General features: G+C 52.9%; 15 protein-coding genes and 2 tRNA genes. 7 read left to right on the forward strand and 10 right to left on the reverse strand.

What is annotated here, in order from left to right:
* Positions 1-367 precede the first annotated feature (367 nt).
* The 6 genes from rpoA2 to O0S09_RS05165 form a co-directional block, all read right to left on the reverse strand.
* The gene (rpoA2, locus tag O0S09_RS05140; protein ID WP_425438239.1) at positions 368-1972 is read right to left on the reverse strand and encodes a DNA-directed RNA polymerase subunit A''; all 1605 of its coding nucleotides are present in this window, start codon (positions 1970-1972) and stop codon (positions 368-370) included.
* A 1-nt stretch (position 1973) separates the two neighbouring features.
* On the reverse strand, positions 1974-4643 hold the full coding sequence (locus O0S09_RS05145) for a DNA-directed RNA polymerase subunit A' (RefSeq protein WP_268922897.1): 2670 nt from the start codon (positions 4641-4643) through the stop codon (positions 1974-1976).
* Position 4644: 1 nt separating this feature from the next.
* The gene (locus O0S09_RS05150; protein ID WP_268922898.1) at positions 4645-6558 is read right to left on the reverse strand and encodes a DNA-directed RNA polymerase subunit B'; all 1914 of its coding nucleotides are present in this window, start codon (positions 6556-6558) and stop codon (positions 4645-4647) included.
* Positions 6559-8112: a DNA-directed RNA polymerase subunit B'' gene (locus tag O0S09_RS05155; protein ID WP_268922899.1), complete on the reverse strand. Its 1554-nt coding sequence runs from the start codon at positions 8110-8112 to the stop codon at positions 6559-6561.
* Between the two features lie 15 nt (positions 8113-8127).
* Positions 8128-8376: a DNA-directed RNA polymerase subunit H gene (locus O0S09_RS05160; protein WP_268922900.1), complete on the reverse strand. Its 249-nt coding sequence runs from the start codon at positions 8374-8376 to the stop codon at positions 8128-8130.
* A 192-nt stretch (positions 8377-8568) separates the two neighbouring features.
* Positions 8569-8642 (reverse strand) — tRNA-Lys (locus tag O0S09_RS05165).
* A gap of 281 nt (positions 8643-8923) precedes the next feature.
* Between O0S09_RS05165 and O0S09_RS05170 the strand changes: the two genes are divergently transcribed.
* The 5 genes from O0S09_RS05170 (at position 8924) to O0S09_RS05190 (ending at position 11435) form a co-directional block, all read left to right on the forward strand.
* Positions 8924-9388, forward strand: coding sequence for a phosphate-starvation-inducible PsiE family protein (locus tag O0S09_RS05170; protein ID WP_268922901.1), 465 nt, complete (start codon positions 8924-8926; stop codon positions 9386-9388).
* A gap of 86 nt (positions 9389-9474) precedes the next feature.
* A tRNA-Pro gene (locus tag O0S09_RS05175) sits at positions 9475-9547 on the forward strand.
* A gap of 31 nt (positions 9548-9578) precedes the next feature.
* Complete coding sequence (locus O0S09_RS05180) at positions 9579-10436, forward strand: damage-control phosphatase ARMT1 family protein (protein WP_268922902.1); 858 nt, start codon at positions 9579-9581, stop codon at positions 10434-10436.
* Positions 10437-10669: 233 nt separating this feature from the next.
* Positions 10670-10960 carry a 50S ribosomal protein L30e gene (locus tag O0S09_RS05185; RefSeq protein WP_268922903.1) on the forward strand — a complete coding sequence of 97 codons (291 nt, stop codon included), beginning with the start codon at positions 10670-10672 and terminating at the stop codon, positions 10958-10960.
* 1 nt (position 10961) lies between these two features.
* On the forward strand, positions 10962-11435 hold the full coding sequence (locus tag O0S09_RS05190; RefSeq protein WP_268922904.1) for a NusA-like transcription termination signal-binding factor: 474 nt from the start codon (positions 10962-10964) through the stop codon (positions 11433-11435).
* A 721-nt stretch (positions 11436-12156) separates the two neighbouring features.
* Here the strand turns inward: O0S09_RS05190 and O0S09_RS05195 are convergent.
* The 4 genes from O0S09_RS05195 to O0S09_RS05210 form a co-directional block, all read right to left on the reverse strand.
* Complete coding sequence (locus tag O0S09_RS05195; protein WP_268922905.1) at positions 12157-15597, reverse strand: InlB B-repeat-containing protein; 3441 nt, start codon at positions 15595-15597, stop codon at positions 12157-12159.
* A 433-nt stretch (positions 15598-16030) separates the two neighbouring features.
* Positions 16031-16171 (reverse strand): hypothetical protein, encoded by a 141-nt coding sequence (locus O0S09_RS05200; RefSeq protein WP_268922906.1) that lies wholly within the window; start codon positions 16169-16171, stop codon positions 16031-16033.
* Between the two features lie 840 nt (positions 16172-17011).
* Positions 17012-17272, reverse strand: a complete 261-nt coding sequence (locus O0S09_RS05205; RefSeq protein ID WP_268922907.1) for an elongation factor 1-beta — start codon at positions 17270-17272, stop codon at positions 17012-17014.
* Between the two features lie 9 nt (positions 17273-17281).
* Positions 17282-17443, reverse strand: a complete 162-nt coding sequence (locus O0S09_RS05210) for a zinc finger domain-containing protein (protein ID WP_268922908.1) — start codon at positions 17441-17443, stop codon at positions 17282-17284.
* Between the two features lie 408 nt (positions 17444-17851).
* On the opposite strand from O0S09_RS05210, the gene O0S09_RS05215 reads away from it, so the two are divergent.
* Positions 17852-18373, forward strand: a complete 522-nt coding sequence (locus O0S09_RS05215; protein ID WP_268922909.1) for an NAD(P)H-dependent oxidoreductase — start codon at positions 17852-17854, stop codon at positions 18371-18373.
* A gap of 140 nt (positions 18374-18513) precedes the next feature.
* A complete protein-coding gene (locus O0S09_RS05220; RefSeq protein ID WP_268922910.1) occupies positions 18514-19446 on the forward strand; it encodes a tetratricopeptide repeat protein in 933 nt (310 codons plus the stop codon).
* The last annotated feature ends 18 nt before the right edge of the window (positions 19447-19464 follow it).

The following is a 19464-nucleotide window of genomic DNA, read 5'->3' on the forward strand; positions in this document are numbered from 1 at the left end:
TTATCCGCAGCATCCGCCTCTACCACGGATAACCCCGCGGCAACCCTCTCTCCCCCTTTTTTTCTGAAAAAATACTGGAAGCTCTGAACGGATAAGATGGAATAAAAAACGCGGATACCCCGGGATACGCGTGAACTCGCATTTCTGTGAACGGTGCCGAAGACACCACACCACACAATACTTCAGAAAAGAAAAGCCAGAGGAGATATTTTTCCAGAAAAAAGATCTACGAAATCATGTCGTGGAATCGCAAGCGGCGAAGGAAACAGGCCGAACGCATACCATCATTTCTTACAGCAGGTCCCCGAAAAGCAGCGGACACACACAACCGGCAAACAAAACATACCCCCAAAAAAAGAAAAAAATATTATGCCGACTTCATCGGGTTGACCCGGCGAACCATCAGCTTCACATCGCCCGTACCGAGAAGAATCGGCTGACCGACAATAACATTCTCCGTCACACCGGACAGCTCATCAAACTCATGGGCAACCGCTGCATCCAGCAGGTGGTTGACCGTAACTTCGAAGGATGCACGGGAAAGAACCGATTCCTTCTCACCGGCAATACCGTGACGACCGATCTGCTTGACCTCACCGTCCATGCACATAATATCTGCAACGAGCATAATGTGGCGGAGATCCACCGAAATACCCTGCTCTTTCAACGTTGAGAATGCCTCGTAGATAATCGCGGAACGTGCAGCTTCAATACCAAGAGTATTTGCAATCTCTGCAATGTTATTCGTCCGCGTTCTCGTACAGTCCACACCCTCGATCTCAAAGACATCCTTCAGATTGGAACCTTCCGTATGGAGAATGTACTCATCATTCTCCTTGCGGACCACCACACGGCGGATATCATCAATACCCTGCACAATCACCTGACGGACATGTTCTGCCAGCTGGAACAGGTTCTGATACGACTCCTCATTCTTCGGAAGGAAACGGAGGATACCCTCCTTTTCATCAACCACCACCTCGAAATCACGGTAATGGCGCTTGTCCTTAATCTTCTGCGGGGCACGCTCCAGAATTTCGGAGACCGCAATCTTTCTCTTCTTGCACACCTCGCGGTTAATCTGCACAATCACGCACATATCCGCAATATCCGTCTCGATATCACCGAACTCGTGCAGCGGAGCAGCCTCAATCTTCCAGGAAACCTCACGGGCCTTATCACGGTCCTCACGGTATCCCTTCTCCAGAAAGATCGTCATCGTCGGAGTGGACGGCTCTTTCCTGGCATCCATAATCTCAATAAGACGCGGCAGACCCAGAGTAACGTTAATCTCGGCCACACCCGCGTAGTGGAACGTACGCATCGTCATCTGCGTACCCGGCTCACCAATGGAGTGCGCAGCATTAATGCCCACCGCCTCACACGGCTGAACGCGCGTACGATCGTACTCCGCATTAATACGTGCCACAATCTCCTCGAACAGGTCATCCGTTACATCATGCCCCTCATCAAACTTGGAAGTAAGAATCTTCGTCAGTTCGGTCGTGGTTGAGACCGGCATATCCTCATCCACCAGACGGTGGACACGGGTCTTTAACCGGTCAAGATCAACAGCTTCCAGCTCTTCGGGAGTCTTGGCCTCAAGCCAGACACGGATCTGATCAAACAGTGTCTTCGGAAGAGCCCAGGTGTGCAGCATCTTCGCAATTTCGCTCTCCGGCTCTTCATCCTCAGCGTTCGGACCTTTCTTTCCTTTGCGGGATCTCGGTCTCTCCTCGGAGTCAGAGTCGTCCTCCGACTCGGACTCCTCCCCGATAACCTCTTCGATCTCCTCAATCTCTTCCACAGACTCAGGAATACCGGCTTCGTACTCGCCAATCACTGCATCTTCCAGAGAATCGCCGAAACGGTCTTCTTCCTCAACCGGCTCCAGAGGAACATCCTCTTCGAGAAAGGCAGGTTCCGCAAACGGTGCCGGCTCTTCTTCAGCCTTCTTCTTTCTTGGCGCCATCTTACACAGCCTCCTTTAACACAGATTCAGCAATACCCTTCACATCAACCGGCAGACCGGACGCGGACTTTGCCGGATCCGTTCCATCCTCACCATACTTGAACTGGATGATCTTTCCTCCGGTACTGCGGACAGTACCGTCATACGCGACTTTGAGATCCTGCAGAGCGTTAATCATACGCCGCTGCAGGTAACCGGACTGGGACGTACGGACTGCAGTATCCACAAGACCTTCACGACCTCCGATAGCATGGAAGAAGAACTCCGTTGGCGTCAGCCCGGACTTATAGGAGTTGCGCACGAAACCGTGTGCATCCGAACCCTTATCACCGCGCTTGAAGTGCGGCAGCGTGCGGTCCTCGTATCCACGAACGATACGCTCACCACGCACTGCCTGCTGACCGATACAACCGGCCATCTGTGCCATGTTCAGCATGGAACCACGGGCACCGGACACTGCCATCACCACTGCGGAGTTCTCGAAACCCAGGTGGCGGGATGCAATTTCTCCGGTACGGTCACGGGCCTTACCGAGTTCCTTCATCACCTGCATTTCCAGGGTTTCTTCCTGGGTTCTTCCCGGCATCGGTTCAAGATGTCCCTGCTCGTAGATGTTAATACGCTGAGCCACATCATCTTCGGCCTTGTCGAGCACATCGCGGATCTGCTTGTACTCCTCCTTTCCGAGATCGGTATCGTTGATTCCGTAGGAGAAACCATTGATCATGATTGCACGAATCGACAGTTTGGTTAAGTCATCGATGTACTCACGGGCACGCTTCATGCCGTGCAGACGAATGATACGGTTCAGAATCGCACCATCCATTGCTCCGACGGACTTCTTGTCAATCGTTCCGGAAAGCAGCTGACCGTCAACAATTCTCACATATGCATCGTGCGGACAGTGGGTATCCTTCGTACAGGGATCGCAGTTTCTGCAGCAGGTTGCCTTGTAGAACATGTTGACGTCCTTGGGGAGGATCATCGAGAATGCCTGTTTGTTGCTCCAGTAGGGAATACCGTCCTCAACTTTGCCCGGTTCGGGCAGATGCTCCATATCCGTGTACTTCAGCAGATACAGGAACTGGGACTTGGTGTACCATTTCAGCTGATTCGTCAGCAGGAAGATACCGGAGATGTGGTCGTGCAGACCGCCGATGATCGGGCCGCCGAAACGCGGCGAGAGAATGTTTTCCTGCACCGCAACCAGAAGTTCGGCTTCTGCCCGGGCTTCCTCGGTCTGCGGAACGTGCAGGTTCATTTCATCCCCATCAAAGTCTGCGTTGTACGGGGGACAGACCGCCGGGTTTAAGCGGAATGTTCTGCCGTTCATCACTTTGATGTGGTGGGACATGATGGACATCCGGTGCAGTGACGGCTGACGGTTGAACAGCACAATATCGCCGTCTCTGAGCTGGCGGTCAATCTTCCATCCCGGCTCGATCATCTCGGCAACGGTATCACAGTTGCCTTCGGGACCGGCAATCAGGCGGATACGGCGGCCGTCCGGACGGTTGACATAGTTTGCACCGCAGGGGTCGCGAAGCGTCGGACGGTTCGGACCGATCCGGATCATGGATCGGATATCCTCGATGTTCTGTTTGGTGACACGAACCGGAACGGACATCTCATTTGCAATGGCGAGCGGGACACCGACTTCCCCGATGGAGAGGTTCGGGTCCGGCGAGATGACCGTACGGGACGAGAAGTTCACACGTTTACCGGAAAGGGATCCACGGAACCGGCCGTCCTTACCTTTCAGACGCTGGGACAGCGTCTTTAAGGGACGTCCGGACCGGTGGCGTGCCGGCGGACAGCCGGCAACTTCGTTGTCCAGATACGTTGTCACATGGTACTGCAGAAGTTCCCACAGATCCTCAATGATCAGCTGCGGGGCGCCTGCGTCCTGATTCTCCTTGAACCGCTGGTTGATACGGATGATATCCACCAGCTTGTGGGTCAGATCATCCTCGGATCTCTGACCGTTCTCCAGAATAATCGACGGGCGGACGGTTACCGGCGGCACCGGAAGGACGGTAAGAATCGTCCATTCGGGCCGTGCAACGGTCGGGTCGATACCGAGCAGACGGAGATCGTCGTCGGTGATCTTCTCCAGCCGCTCGCGGATATCTGCGGAGGTGAGTTTGTGTTCGGTCTTGTGGACCTTGCCGTCCTCGCCGGTCTCGGTAACCACCTCAACGAAACTGGTCGGCTTTTCGAAGTTGATCTTGAACTGCTGATCGCCGCAGTACGGGCAGATGCGTTCCTTTTTGATATCCTTCTCGCCGATGGTCTCGGCAGAATAGGGATCGTCTTCTAAGGCGCTGAACCGCTCGATCTCCTCTTTGTCAAGCAGAAGTCTGCCGCATTCGCGGCAGGTCACACGCAGCAGTTTTCTGATGAGCCGCGTATAGCCGACGTGAATCACGGGTTTTGCGAGATCAATGTGGCCGAAGTGACCGGGACAGTCGCCCTGCTTCTGGCCGCAGGTTTTGCAGCGGAGACCCGGGTCGATAACACCAAGGCTCGGGTCCATCAGGCCTTTCGGGTACGGGAAACCGTCGTCGTCGTAGGTGTCGGGCCAGATGACCTTACAGACACTCATGTCACGGATCGCTTTTGGGGAGAGCAGACCGAACTCAATCTTTCCGATTCTCTTTGGGCTGGTCATGTTACACCATATCCTCCAGTTTCAGTCTGGGTGCAATTCCCATACTCTTCATTTCATCAAGCAGCAGCTTGAATGCGTAGCTCATTTCTACTTCGTAGATGTCGGTCTCGGCACCGCAGGCAAGGCAGCGTGTCGTCTTCTGCTTTGCATCGTACATGGCAACCATACCGCAGCGGGCACAGACGTACTGTTTGACCGCGTCGGACTCGTCGAGAAGACGTTCCTTTAATGCCATTGCCGCACCGTGACCGATCATCACATCACGTTCCATTTCTCCAAACCGGAGACCACCTTCACGGGCACGTCCTTCGGTCGGCTGGCGGGTTAAGACCTGCACCGGTCCGCGGGACCGTGCGTGCATCTTGGTGGATACCATGTGGTAGAGTTTCTGGTAGTAGATGACGCCGACGTAGATATCTGCCTGGAATCTGCGGCCGGTGATACCGTCATACATGACTTCACGACCGGTGTGGGCAAATCCTGCTTCGGCCAGTTCGTGGCGGAGCACCTGTTCACGGGTAAGCGTGCTGTTTGCAATATCCTTACCGATCTCTTTGTCGTTAAGCAGCCGCTGCTGTGCAAACGGGCTGTCGAAGATCTGCTGAACCGGTTTTCTGCGGAACGAGGTTGCGTTGACACGGGTTCCCATGAGAGAACCGGCTTTGCCGCCGATCATTTCCAGCATATGTCCGATGGTCATACGGGACGGGACTGCGTGCGGGTTGATGACGAGATCCGGGGCAATACCGGCTTCGGTGAAGGGCATGTTTTCCTGCGGGGTAATCAGACCGCAGACACCTTTCTGACCGTGACGGGACGCGAACTTGTCGCCGATCTCCGGCACTCTGAGATCACGGGTACGGACTTTGACCAGGCGCGAGGAGTTTTCCGACTCGGTTACAATCACGGTGTCCACAATACCGGTCTCGTTGCTGCGCATGGTGATCGAGGTGTCGCGGCGTTTTTCCACGGCAATCAGTTCGCCGGTAGGTTCTTCCAGGAACCGGGGCGGGGAGGTCTTGCCAATCAGGACGTCCTTTTCCAGTACCCGGGTTTCGGGGTTGATGATTCCGTCGGTGTCGAGGTTTGCGTAGGAACCGGGTCCGTGGGAGCCCTGTACGTCGTCGTCGGGGACTTCGATTCTGTCAACCTGTCCTCCGGGGTAACGGCGTTCCTCTCCTTCGTAGGTCCGGAAGAAGTGGGACCGGCCGAGACCGCGTTCAACCGAGGCCTTGTTGAAGATGAGTGCATCTTCAATGTTGTATCCTTCGTAGGAGATGATAGCGACACAGAAGTTCTGTCCCTGCGGACGGTTGTCGGAACCGATAAGTTCCGCAGCCTGCGTGTGCACCATCGGGACCTGGGCGTAATGCAGCATGTGACCACGGGTATCAGGCCGCAGTTTCATGTTTGCCTGGGCAAAACCCAGTGCCTGCTTAATCATACCGGCACCCATGGTAACACGCGGGGATGCGTTGTGTTCCGGGAACGGAACGTGTGCTGCTCCGATACCGAGGATCAGCGACGGGTCGATCTCCAGATGCGTGTGTTCGGGGGTTAAATCCTCTTCATAGACAGCGATGTAGAGATCGTCTTCCTCTTCAGCGTCGATGAACTCGATCTTGCCCTGGTCGACGAGCGTGAAGAATTCGTATTCTCCGGATCTGACCATTTCAATGTCTTCGGGAGTAACTGCCGGGACGCCGTTTTCGACGACGATTAACGGGCGGCGGGCGCGTCCGCGATCGGTGTTGATAACGATTTCGTTACTGTAGTCTTTGTAAGAGATGTTGACTTCGGTCGGGATCTGACCGTGCCGGCGCATCTGGCGGAAGTTTTTCGTGAAACCGACTGCGTCGTCAACTTTGCCGAAGAGAGCTCCGTCGACAAATACTCTTGCCATTTTCTTTTCCATTTACTCACTCCGGATTGGTTCAATGTCCATACTGCGGATGATGTGCAGCATCGCTTCTTCGTTCTCGATTCCTTTGCTGATCTCAACGAGCTGGGCGAAGTTCTTCACGAGACCGCAGTTTGGTCCTTCCGGTGTTTCGGACGGACAGATTCTGCCCCACTGGGTCGGGTGCAGATCACGGGCCTCGAAGTGAGGCTGGGACCGGGACAGCGGTGAGATGACACGGCGCAGATGGGAGATGACCGACATGTGGTCGACACGGTCCATGAGCTGGGATACACCGGTTCTGCCGCCGACCCAGTTTCCGGTTGCGAGCGGGTGGATTAACCGTTCGGTTAATACGTCGGCACGGACGACGGTTCCGATGGCAAGTTCGCGGTGGCGCATGCTTGCACGTTCCAGCTGGTACTTGACATCACGCGTGAGTCTGTTTAAGGAGATACGGAAGAGGTCTTCCATTAAGTCTCCGGCAAGTTTCAGGCGTTTGTTGGAGTAGTGATCCTTGTCGTCGATTCTCCTTTTGTTTAAGGCGAGATCGAAACAGGCTTCTGCCATTCTGCCGAGGAATTCGGCTTTTGCGACACGTACGTCCTTTGCATACAGTTCATAGCTTTCATCGCCCGGTTTTAAGTGGGACGGGATGAGGTAGTTTAAGTGCGGCAGGAGGTAGCTGTCGAGGACAAATTCGGCGCGTTTTCTCTGGTAGTCCTTGGTCTGGTTCGGTGCGAGTTTTTTCCCGACGTACATGATGCCTTCTTCGGAGGTGGCACATTCGGACTCTTCGAGGTTCTGCATCATGTAGGTTAAGACGTCTTCGGAGAGGGAGACTGCGGAGACGATTTCTTCGTCGGTCTCAAGACCTAAGGCGCGCATCAGGTCCGCAAAGCGGAGGTGACCGGCAACGGACGGGAAGCTGACGTCGAGGAGGTTCTTTTTATTTTTCTCGACGACGACGAGGGCACGGTATCCGCGGAACTGCGAGAAGACTTTGGATACATGGATCTGTTCGTTGTACCGTTCGGTGTATTCGGTCATGATCTTGTTGGAGGCAAGATCTTCGAGTGTCATTAATACACGCTCGGTTCCGTTTACGATGAAATATCCTCCGGGGTCGCTCGGGTCTTCGCCCTGTTCGGTCCGTTCATCGATGGAGAGGCCGCAAAGGTTGCAGACTTTGGATCCGATCATGACCGGAAGCTGACCGATGGTTGTCTCCTGCGGTTCGAATGCCTTGTCACCCTGATGGAGTGTCATGGTGAGGACCATCGGGGCTGCGTAGGTTAGGTTACGCAGGCGTGCTTCGGTCGGGAATAATTTGCTCTGTGATCCGTCCGCTTCGCGGACGATCGGTTTTTCTACTCGGAGGTCTCCGAGTTCAACCCATACGGGTTCCTGGTTCTTTCCCCGGTTTACAATCTCCGTCTCAACGATGCGCTGTTCGTTGACGACTTTCTGGAGGTTGTACTCCACAAAGTTGTTGAACGAGTCCAGCTGGTGACGGGCGACGTGCTCCTGGGAGAAGTACGCTCCGGAAAGTACACTTCTGTCAATCAAGTATATCCACTCTGGTTATTTTTTCGGCCGTCTGACCACAAGGCGGTAGGAGGTAGCTTCACCTGCTGTCTGGCTTTTGCGCGTGATGCGGATGACCATTCCCGGTTTTGCTCCGCAGGCTTTGACGGCAGGATCGTCATGATACATTTTGGGAAGGTGCTCTTCGGTAATGTCATAGTCGGCAAGGAGTTTTACAACTTCTTCCGGGGTCATGATCTGGTGATCGGGAACCATTTCATGGAGTAATACGTTTAGTCGTGTCATAGAGCTCCTAATTTAAGATCTTGATAGATACGGATGTCTGTGCTTGTGTTCAGAGTTCTCACCACATAAAAGTCTCAGAGTTTTTTGTTGACGCTTGTTCAGATGTCCAACGGACGCGCCAATACACGCTGCCGAAAGTCAATAGGGAGGGTTCGTACTCGAATCTCCTAAAAAACCATGGCGACGTGCAAGCGGGCCAGGAGGGAGTTGAACCCCCGACCTGCGGATTAAAAGTCCGACGATCTGCCTGACTGATCTACTGGCCCTTGTTGTCCTCTGGAAGGTAGCATCATTATTGGGATTGAAAAATATATATACATACCGGTTGGTTCGGCATGTTCCGGGCAGAGGGGGTTTTCCTCTGCCCGGGTCCCAATTACGCCTTCGCGTTAAGTAGGTTGTCGGTTCCCCAATAATAAAGTGTCGGGTTTGCTGCCGGAGGACGGGGTTGCCGGGGGTTAAGGTGAACCTCTATAATTATATTGATGAGGGGGCTATAGTAAGAGTAGATGATTACGGGAGTTCATTCCCGGTCCGGACGAGAGATATGATACAGGATTTCGAGCCGTTTCCCCGTGTCCGTCAGGCCCTTGCGCAGGGCTGCGGTGCGGTTACGATTGCGATTTATGTGCTGATTGCGATTCTTCTGGTAGTGGCGGCACTGATGGGTGTTGCGGAGACGATGACGCTGGTGATGACGGCGCTGGAGAATCCGACACAGCACGGGTTGTCGAATGTGCTGCAGGCGATTCTTCTGATTATTGTGATTGCGACGCTGGTGGATATGGTTGCGTCGTATGTCCGTGCGGGGCGTGTGCTGGTCCGGCCGATTCTGATTGCGGGTATTACGACGATGGTCAGACGGCTGCTGGTGAGTGATCTGACGTTTATTGATATTATCGGGACGACGATTGTGATTCTGGGGCTGACGGTTGCGATGGTGTATGTGGGGCGTGATGAGATGGAGATGATGGAGCATCTGAAGGATATGAAGCGGTCGGAGGATCAGTGATCCTTTTTTGCCGGTGTCAAAGTAAAAACTAATAAGGGACGCACATCCTATATGTATGATGCTTCATTCGGAAGAGGGAAGCATGAGGGGCCGTAGGGTAGCCTGGAATCCTAGGAGACTGGGGGTCTTCTGACTCGCGTTCAAATCGCGGCGGCCCCATGAGAATTTTTTCGATTTTGGAGATGATTTTGTGAGACTTGCACCGGAATGCAGGGCATGCCTGCTCTCAAGGGTTGTGGCGGAGGCTGAGTATGTGTCTTCGGATGCGGAGACGGTTGCGCTGGCGCTGCGGCGCTGTACGGAGTTGTATGATTCCCGCGCGAATGAGCCGGTCGGTGCGTCGGTGATTGCGGGGGCGGTGCACCGCTGCTGTTATGCGGTTATCGGGTCGGCTGATCCGTATGCGGGTCTGAAGGTGCAGGATAATGCGGTTGCGGCGGGGGTTGCAGAGGCGGTGCGGCCGATGTTGTCTTCGGTGCATGATTATGTTGTTGCGGCGGTTATCGGGAATGCGATGGATTACGGGGTGGCGGGTCACGAGATTGCGAAGGATTTTACGGGGTATTTCCGTGAGATGTTTGAGCGCGGTCTTGCGTTGGATGATACGGAGAGGATTCTTGCGCTTGCAGAGAGGGTTGTGTATTGTACGGATAACTGCGGTGAGGCGGTGTTTGATAAGCTGCTGTGCGCGGAGCTGCGCAGACGCGGGAGTCATGTGACGATTGTGGTGAAGGATCAGCCGATGCTCAATGATGTGACGATGCAGGAGGCACGGGATCTGCGGCTGGATGAGGCGGCGGATGCGGTGTATCATGCGGGCGGGGGTGCGCAGCTTGGTCTGCATCCGGATGTGTATCCGCCAGAGGTGGTTGCTGCGATGCGGGATGCGACGCTGATCATTGCGAAGGGTCTTGCGAATTATGAGAGTCTGACGGAGTATGCGGGTCTGCCGCCGGTTGCGTATCTGATGACGGTGAAGTGCGAGCCGGTTGCGCGGCATGTGGGGGCAAGGAAGGGGGATCTGATCGCGGTGCTGCGGCAGCAGTGAGTGAGATACACCGCACGCGGATGGAGATCGGGGTCTGGTTTCTGAAAAGGTTCATTATCTGCGGGGTACAATATATACAGAGTTTCTCCGGTGCTGCCTGCGGGCGGTTCGGATGACTGCTGCATTGCATGAATATCGTGCAGCTCCTGCGGGAAGATTCGGATTTTATGGGGCCACCTCCCCTGGTGCCGGGTCGGAGTGCAGAACTACCACAAAAACAGGTGAATCTACACATGGATTTCAACTTATCCCTGAGAAGGGCAATTAAGACCGGTAAGGTCGTTTTAGGACAGAACAGCGTTGAGAAAGTTGTTGCAGAGAACAAAGCGGAACTCGTTATTGTTGCAAGCAATGCGCCGGCACAGGTCCGCGCAATTATTGCCACAGCAGAGAATCTCCCGCTCTATGAGTTCAACGGCAGCTCCCGTCAGCTCGGCAAAGAGTGCGGTCGCGATCATATGATCAGTGTCCTCGCTATCGTTGATGCAGGCGAGTCTGACATTCTGAGCCTGAAGAGAGCATAATATGAGTGAGATAACAATTTCCGAAGATGCAATGCGCATGATCGCGCAGTTCGAGAACCTGACCGGTGCAGGTGCACGTGACTGTGTGGTGGATGACAAATTCGGCCGCATTCTCTTCGTTATTAATCCGGGAGAGATGGGTCTTGCAATCGGAAAGAAGGGTGCAAGTATTAAGAAGGCATCCGATGCGTTTGGGAAGAAGGTCGAGGTTGTTGAGTACAACCCCGATAAGGTCCAGTTTATTCGCAACTGTTTCCTGCCGGTGCAGGTTATGACCGTCACGTTTGAGGAGGACGAGGACGGCGAGGTTGCCTATGTTGAGGTCCGTGATGATGATCGCGGTCTTGCTATCGGTAAGGAAGGCAGAAATATTATCAAAGCAAAGAAACTCGCGTTCCGCCAGTTTGATATCAACAATGTTGAGCTCAAGCAGGATGAGGAAGAGGAATCAGACGAGTTCGACGACGAGCTGTAATTTCAGTTCGTTGTTTTCTTTTTTTTGTAGTTTTTTTCTGGAAGTTGTAGGTGAGTTAGTGATGAGTGGGATATCTGAAATAGATAACGCAGATGCGTCGCTTCGCGCCGCTGAGTCGTAAGCCCGGAGGTCTTGCTCCGCTCCCCCTTTCGGGGTCGCCTTCGCTCATCGCATTTTCTTAACGCTGCTCTCGCCCGCCCAGAGCCGGGCGGAACCGTGCGACAGCAACGCCACCCGTCCGCTCGGACGGGAAGGCGAGCGACGAAATGCAAATGCGATTCGTGGAGGGAGCGAAGCGACCGGGATTCGCACGGATTCGTGTTTCTTTATCCCATCCTGCCAGACTCCTCATTCACCCGCCTACAATTTTCAGAAAAAAAACGTTCCGGAGAAATCAACTAAATCCTTTCGCGGCAGAAGAGATGAAAAAAAAGGAAGGCTGCCGGTATCGACGGGCATCCTGCAAAGGTGTGTGTGTGGTATTGAATGAACCGGTGCGTGTCATGTGGAGGCAGGAAAACTCACACTCCCCAATGGAATTTCTGCAATGCCACGTACCCCAGGAGGTATTTCATGCGATTACGATTTTGGTCCCTGTGTTCATCTATTGATTTTTGTCAGTTGCACGGGTAGTGTTTTTCCGTGTTCTTTCTTTTGCGGGAGTGCCGTGTGCCGCCGGTCAGGCGTGCTGCCTTGCGGGGGAGAAAAAAGAGGAAGAGGGTTAGTCTCTTCTTCGTATGAGTACACCTGCGGCAAGGAGCCCGAGGAGGGCACCAAGTACCGGTGCGGGTGCCTGGGTCATGGTCGGGGATACGCCGGAGGCAGAGGTTCCCGAGGGCGCGGGGGTGGCCGCAGATGTGCTCTGCGCCTGTGTCGCCGCCGGGGTTGCCTTTACGGTCTGTTGGGCGGTTGCACTGCCGGTCTGTGACACGGTCTGCGATGAGCCGCCGGAGGACGGGGTCCATTTGGCATACAGGGTCATGTCTCCGTCGATGCCGGAGGCGAAGCTCCAGCTTTGCGTGCATGCCTCGTCTTTGTACCAGCCGCCGAAGGTGTAGCCGTCTTTGGTTGGTGCGGGCGGCTGACTGATCTTGTCGCCGTAGGAGAGGCCGGTTGAGGGACTGATGAAGCTGCCGCCTTGGGTGTCAAAGAGGACACGGAAGGCGTTTTCCATGTTGCCGGAGCCGGAGGAGGACACGGGCTGGTATGTGGGCTGCGGTCCGGGACCCGGGCTGCTGGATTCTGCGTAATAGGTGGAGTATCCGGAGAATTTCTTGGTACTGGTGACCGTTACTTTCCAGTTCTCTCCATCATCCGTAGTTACAACCGTAAGCCCACTCTTGGTAACAACAGGGTTTGCATCATCACTAATATGCACTACACCAATGTTGCCGGATTCAGGTGCCCAGCTCTTGGGGACAAGGAACGTCAGGGTGATAGTGCTGACGTTGTTGTTAAATTCTGCGAGCTTTTCGTGGGATGCAACGAATGCCGGACCCATTTTGAAGGTGGTGTATGTGCTGCCGAATGCCTGAAGTGCAGTCTGTTTTGCGTCACTGAGTTTTCCGGTGATGGTCGGCAGGTTGGTGTCAACAGTTGTCAACGTTATGGTCATGTCAACCTTCGCGCCAGTCACCCCACTGGTTGTATCTTCCAGAGGGATGGCTTTGTACTCGGCTTCTACGGAGGCTACCTTACCGGAGGCACCGGTATCTGCAACAGTTGCACCATCTTCGTAGGTGACTTTCAAGGTAACAGAGTTGTCACTGCCGCTTGTTCCTGCGGCGGTGATCGTTACGGTCTTATCTTCGACTACTAATGATCCAGATACAGGAGGAGTAATTACTACAGTTCCACCCGATCCTGGCGTAACGGTTTCTTTAACTTCCGGTGCTGTTGTCTTTGTCGGTGCGTAGTATCCATCCTGCACTGGTTCAGTACTCATGGAGTAGCCGGTCTGATAGGTGACAGCAGGGTTGCCTACAAGGAGTTCGGCATAAGACGGAGCTTTGTAGTATCCGCCGTTGAGCGCGAACGTGCCCACGATGGTTGCACCAGTGTCACCCGCATAATGGGCGTTTTCGATTGCTGCGACAGCACCTGCAAGTTTCGGCGTGTCAGAGACGATTACTTTGATAGTCGCATTGTCTGCGGTCATGCTACCCTTTCCATCTCCTTTGCGGACATAGTTACGGATTGCCGCACCGTTCGTACTGGTGATTTCTGTCGTGCCAGCGATGTTCAGGTCAATAGCTGCCGTGTAGGCCCCAGCCTTTGAAACAAGAACAATTGCTGATCCGTCAGTGATTGGGTTGCTCGGGACAGCTGCGTACGCTGGATAGGTGTTGGCACCAGTGGCAGTAATCTTACCTCCGTTCAGGTTGGCCGTTCCTGAGCGAATCTCGATACCGGCGGTCTTACCTGTGATCTGGACTCCGTCTGCAACAGTAAGTTCGCCGTTATCGGCGGTCATGTAAATTGCAGTAGAGTCGGTTGAGGTAAAGGTGCCTCCGTTCAAGGTAGTCTTCGGGGCGGCATAAAGAGGCTGACCATCTTTTACTTCGGCATTCTCCGCGATGACAATTCCGTTGCTCTGGAACGTACCAGAGTTAATCGTTAATTTGGTGTTCTTTCCTGCAAAGAACAGACATGATTTGTAACCGTCAGAGCTTGCACCGCTGGTGGTAATTCCTCCACCATTTCCGTTGATGGTCAGCTCTTTTCCGTTCACACTGATGAAGGCTGTATCACCTGCATTGCCTGAGTCTCTCTCGGCAGTAATGGTCTTTCCATTCAGATCGAGGGTTACTCCGGTTACAATTGAAAGGCGGTTTTTGTCTGTGTAGGGAGCATACTTGAAACTCTCCATCAGCTTGTAGCTGCCGCCCTCGGTGATTTTAAGCGTGTAACCGTTGGTTGCGTCGCCGTCCCATTCTACGCCCGTCTGGTTCAGGCCGGGGTAGAGGAGTGTGTTGCCGTTCGGCGCATCTTTGATGGAAATACCCTTGGTGATGTTGGTGGTATCACCGGAGTTCTGAATTCTAATAGCACTCAGTGTCTCATTCTTCGTTTCAAATGTACCGCCGGTGATAAGAACTTGCTTCAGAGCAGAACCGGACTGGAAATCACCATCTTTCTTCCAGCTTGAACCTTCATAAAATGCGGACTGCTTCTCACTCGTAAATGTACCGCCGGTGATGGTTATTCTCACGTTCTTTGCGTATCCGTGATTGGTGGTAATACTCACCGCAGCACCGGTCTCTTCAGAACCATTTCCATTGTAGATTGCAGGGTCATAGAATGGACCATTTCCCGTAAATGTTCCGCCCTTAATATCCCATTCTCCTGACTTGATACTAAGAGCTTCCGTTCCGGTGAATGTTCCTCCTTCGATGATCCACTTTCCATAACCTGCTGCATATACCGCATTACCTTTGCTTGGGGCAATTACTGCAGTATCACGAATGGTGATTACCGGAGGATTGGTTTGGGTATTCTCTTTCTGGAGAACTCCATTGATATAAAGAGCACCACCATTTGCTGGATTCTCACAGCTGAGAAGTTTTCCTGCAATATCTATGGTGATACCGTAAAACTTCTTCTCCGTCGTCTTTGCACTGATGAAGACAACATACCAGCCACCTTTTAATGTTGCATCCTTTCCCACAATCAGGTTGGAATAGTCTTTCGCATTTGATTCAGTGCTGCCGGTAATTACAACAGCAGCACCACCACCATTTGCGATAAGGGTTCCTGACTGAATATTCACAGTACCTTTGGATAATTGAATCAGGTCAGTCGGGTACTCAATACTTCCCGTTCCCGTGATGATTAAAGTACCGCCATTGATTGTAATGGGATATGACGCAGCATTTCCTGTGGAATTATACAGCTTGTGGTTTCCCAGATTCAGCGTTACCTCACCACTCGTAAGAGTGAGAGGTCCTTGGATCTCGATATCAGCACCTAACGTGATGGTGTTTCCACCAGAGAATTTCGTTTGGAGATCACTCCATGTAGTAACAGTAACTTCCTCCGCACTGACAGCCCCGGCCATCAGTGTGCAGGCAAGCAGCAGAGCAGCGAGCAGCACCACACCCTGCCGCAGCTTCGCTGAAAAATCATGGGGACGCTGCGTCCCGTAATTACGTAGTCTTCTCATGTAATTCCTCCTCAGGAGCAGATGGAAACGCATGCGGAAACAACCGCTTCCGCCTACGTGTGGGGAGACCATTACATCCTAAGTTAAGAGGATTTAACCCGTGAGATTTCCCGAATACCTAATTTGCAGGATCACTTTCGTTTGCGCGGGAAAAGAAACAATTTCCTTTCGTAAAAAATATCTCCACTTTCTTTTAGTATAAAAATATATTGAGCACAAATTAGGTTTTGCTGTGCATATAACTCCTCATCGATGCGACGCTCTTGGGGAATTCTCGAAGGATTGGGAGTAGTTTAATATCATATGGCGTATTATATCCTATTAACTGAGGATTCATGATCCGTTCTTTTTTCCTCCGCGACCCAACCGCGCAGAAAAATCTCCCCGTAAACGCCGCAGATGAACACCCCCCGCGGCTACCGCCTGCGTAGATTCAAATATTACCGGCAGCATACTCTCTATCATTGAACGGCTGACCCCGCAGAACGCGTGCGGGAGGTCTTCGCAAAGGATCCGGCACCAGCGGCGGTGCATCCTGCACCACCGCACAGCGCACAACAGGGAAAAAGCGCATGAACCCCTCTTCCTGAAGAGAACGGCAAAGTGCACCACGAAAAAAATCAGCAAAAGAGAAACCCATTCAGAAAAAAGCGAACGCTGCATTACCACGAAAAAGATTCACCAGAACAGATGTCTGTCCGATTTCCACCCTTCGACAAGAGAAACAGGAACAGACACTATTCTCTACGACCGGTGATCATATCACCATATCGGAACCGTCACCATCTCACCGTGAGGTAAAAGCCTAAAGCCTCATACCTCAAGCCTCACCCATGCAGGAACAACACAACCCCGCAGGAGAAAAAAGTCCGCACACGCTTTACTATCCATGCATGTGCTCCGTGATAACTCTCTTGTGTAACATATTTGTTCTTCATAGTATAAATATAGTCTGAGATGGCAGTAAACGAACACCAAACAGATCGAAAAAAATGCGGAAGAGAACGGACAAAACGCCCTCCGCGCACCAGACAGGACACCGCCTCCCTCAACCTCCGGCATAGGTATGAGGCATGAGGTATGAGGCTTTCAAACCTCCGTGTCCCCCCTCATGACAGAACAATCCAGCACCCGAAAACACCTCTACCTCTTCCTCACCGACCTTGCTTTCCCCGTCATCGCCGCCCGCCCGGCCCCGAACGGAACGGCGAGCAGCGTTAAGAAAATAATGCAACGAACGAAGGCGACCCCGAAAGGAGGAGCGGAGCAAAACCTCCGGGCTTGCGACTTAGCGGAACGAAGCGACACATCTGCGAAATCTCGCACACTGATCCTCCCCCATCTCATCCCATCAAAAAATCACGAACAAATATCCGGAACAGAAAAACCAAACCGGAAAAGAAAAAATAGGTATTTAGAGCATCCGGTTCAGAGACTCAATCTCTGCACGGTCAATGCCTGCAATTCCTGCAAAAAGACTCTCAATCTTATCGCCGGAACCCTCTTCATCCTCAGTGATCATAGCAATCTTGATTGCAGAGAGACCAAACCCAATCGGCTCAACTCTCATATCCTGAATTCCGGGGATCTTCTCTCTGATCTCAGCCTGAAGCTTTTCCATGTCAACATCCGGAGACTCCGGCATGACCTTTAAAATAACTGCAACTTCGCCCATATCTTATCCTCACGGACCCTGGAATCCGCACTTCGGACAGGTATATTTAATGCTCTGCTTGCGGCAGTATGCACAGCGGTAAATAACCTCACCGCAGTCTGGACACTTGAACTCGGTTGCACCGCGCTCTGCGAGCGGGGCATTACATGACGTACATTTCGTAGCTGCCATTCGATCAAACTCTCTAAATTATTGGTTCCCCACAATTATAAACGTGTGGCCTTCGCGGGCGTTGCACCTCAATTCATTTATTGCCTATGAATGATCGTCATTGATCGAACTTCAGCCCACAGAAAACACGAAACACACGAAAGCAAAAACATCACGAAATCCTAAATTAATCTGTTTCCGTGGTCTTCTTGTATATTCCGTGATGTTGAAAAATTCTGCATGTTCGGTGTTTTCTGTGGGATGATCAGGAATAATGGTGCAACACCGCCTTCACCCGCGGTACACCGGCATCACCCGCAAAACCTGGAAAAATCGCAAAAAAAACCTAACTCCATTAACCCGAATCCCGACACCAGATACGCAATACCGACCTTTAAAACCTCCTGCATTGATACATAGTAAACAGTTATGGCTTCCATACTCATCACCTGCTACAGCCGCACAGGCAAAACAAAACTGCTCGCCGAAGCCATCGGCCGCGGCGCCGCAGAAGTCCCTGGAATAAAAGTTGATGTACTCGCATTCAACCGTGTAACAGCAAGCGACTTCGTCCGATATGACGGAATTATTCTCGGCTCTCCCGTATACTTCGGCGGAGTCGCCTCCGAATTCAAAGAACTTATCGACGACACAACCTTCGTCCGGGGCCGGCTCTGTGGAAAAGTCGGTGCAGCCTTCACCACCGCAGGCGACCGTACCGGCGGCAAAGAAACAGCAATCCTCTCCATCGTCCAGGCCATGCTCATTCACGGCATGATCGTCGTCGGCGACCCGATCGCAAACTCAGAAGGAAACGAAGAACACTCCGGCGGCCACTACGGCCTCGCAGCGGACGGCCAGTTACGTGAAACAGACCTTGAACACGGCGTCAACTTCGGCAGATACGTAGCAACAGTCGTCGCACGCATGACCGGCGCTGCCGCAGAATAAATCTCCTTTTTTGCAAAACAAAGCTCCCCGCAAACACGCTGCGAAACACTCCCGAAACCATACCCCCACACTCCTCCGGATACACCACCCCGCCGGTGAAAAAGGCTATCCCTCATCGCCTCAGATATGTAAGATTACCCATGGGACTATTTGACCGGATCAAAAAAACCGGCACAAACGAAAACGCAGGAACAGCAGCCCGAAAATACAGCGAAGCACTCTCCTACCTGCAGTACAACCGGTACAGTGACGCACTCTGGTGCCTTGACGAAGCACTCGCCGCCGACCCGTCCAGCGCACCCGCATGGAACGACAAAGGACGCATCCTTGCCCTGCAGGGAAAACAAACCGAAGCAATACCCTGCTATGACAAAGCAATCGAACTCCGGCCAACAACCGCCGTCTATTACCACAACAAAGGCGACACCCTTGCAACCTTTGGCGACACCCTTGCAGCCGACCAGTGCTTCCTCGAAGCACTCCGGTATGAACCCGACAATGTGATATACCTGACCAGCCACGCGCGAATGCTCGCAGAAATGGGAAACTACAAAGAAGCAGACGACATCATGACCCGCGTCTGCAAAGCAGAACCCCGTGCCCCCGAACACTGGTTCAACCGGGCAACCCTGCTCTACAACGCAGGAAAACTCCAAGACGCCATCGCATGCTACTCAGCCGTCACCGAAATTGCACCAGGACACGCAGTCAGCTACTTCAACTGCGGAAACGCACTCCGTGACCTGGGAAAATATGAAGAAGCCATCGCCAGATATGACCGTGCGCTCAAATACGACCGTACCATGACCGGCGCCATGAACAACAAAGGACTCGCTCTCAGCTGTCTGGGAAAACATCTCGAAGCACACGACTGCTTCCGCCGCGTCCTCATCGCACTGCCAAAATCCCCGGACATCTGGTACAACAAAGGCTACGAACTCCTGCAGCTCGGCGAAATCAGCGACGCCGTCACCGCATTCGACACAGCCCTCTCCTGCTGCAGTGACGAAGACACCGAACTCAAAACGCGGATCACCGCCGAAAAGGAAAAAGCCCTCAGACAAAAGAAGTGAAAAAGAATTTTCAAAAAA

It is taken from the genome of Methanocorpusculum vombati, from assembly GCF_026891935.1.
GTDB lineage: Archaea > Halobacteriota > Methanomicrobia > Methanomicrobiales > Methanocorpusculaceae > Methanocorpusculum > Methanocorpusculum vombati.

Excerpts from the sequence above, each read along its gene's own strand:
- rpoA2 (WP_425438239.1), bottom strand. The coding sequence starts at position 1,972 with ATGGCGCCAAGAAAGAAGAAGGCTGAAGAAGAGCCGGCACCGTTTGCG.
- O0S09_RS05145 (WP_268922897.1), bottom strand. The coding sequence starts at position 4,643 with ATGACCAGCCCAAAGAGAATCGGAAAGATTGAGTTCGGTCTGCTCTCC.
- O0S09_RS05150 (WP_268922898.1), bottom strand. The coding sequence starts at position 6,558 with ATGGAAAAGAAAATGGCAAGAGTATTTGTCGACGGAGCTCTCTTCGGC.
- O0S09_RS05160 (WP_268922900.1), bottom strand. The coding sequence starts at position 8,376 with ATGACACGACTAAACGTATTACTCCATGAAATGGTTCCCGATCACCAG.
- O0S09_RS05170 (WP_268922901.1), top strand. The coding sequence starts at position 8,924 with ATGATACAGGATTTCGAGCCGTTTCCCCGTGTCCGTCAGGCCCTTGCG.
- O0S09_RS05185 (WP_268922903.1), top strand. The coding sequence starts at position 10,670 with ATGGATTTCAACTTATCCCTGAGAAGGGCAATTAAGACCGGTAAGGTC.
- O0S09_RS05190 (WP_268922904.1), top strand. The coding sequence starts at position 10,962 with ATGAGTGAGATAACAATTTCCGAAGATGCAATGCGCATGATCGCGCAG.
- O0S09_RS05195 (WP_268922905.1), bottom strand. The coding sequence starts at position 15,597 with ATGAGAAGACTACGTAATTACGGGACGCAGCGTCCCCATGATTTTTCA.
- O0S09_RS05200 (WP_268922906.1), bottom strand. The coding sequence starts at position 16,171 with ATGCGCTTTTTCCCTGTTGTGCGCTGTGCGGTGGTGCAGGATGCACCG.
- O0S09_RS05205 (WP_268922907.1), bottom strand. The coding sequence starts at position 17,272 with ATGGGCGAAGTTGCAGTTATTTTAAAGGTCATGCCGGAGTCTCCGGAT.
- O0S09_RS05210 (WP_268922908.1), bottom strand. The coding sequence starts at position 17,443 with ATGGCAGCTACGAAATGTACGTCATGTAATGCCCCGCTCGCAGAGCGC.
- O0S09_RS05215 (WP_268922909.1), top strand. The coding sequence starts at position 17,852 with ATGGCTTCCATACTCATCACCTGCTACAGCCGCACAGGCAAAACAAAA.
- O0S09_RS05220 (WP_268922910.1), top strand. The coding sequence starts at position 18,514 with ATGGGACTATTTGACCGGATCAAAAAAACCGGCACAAACGAAAACGCA.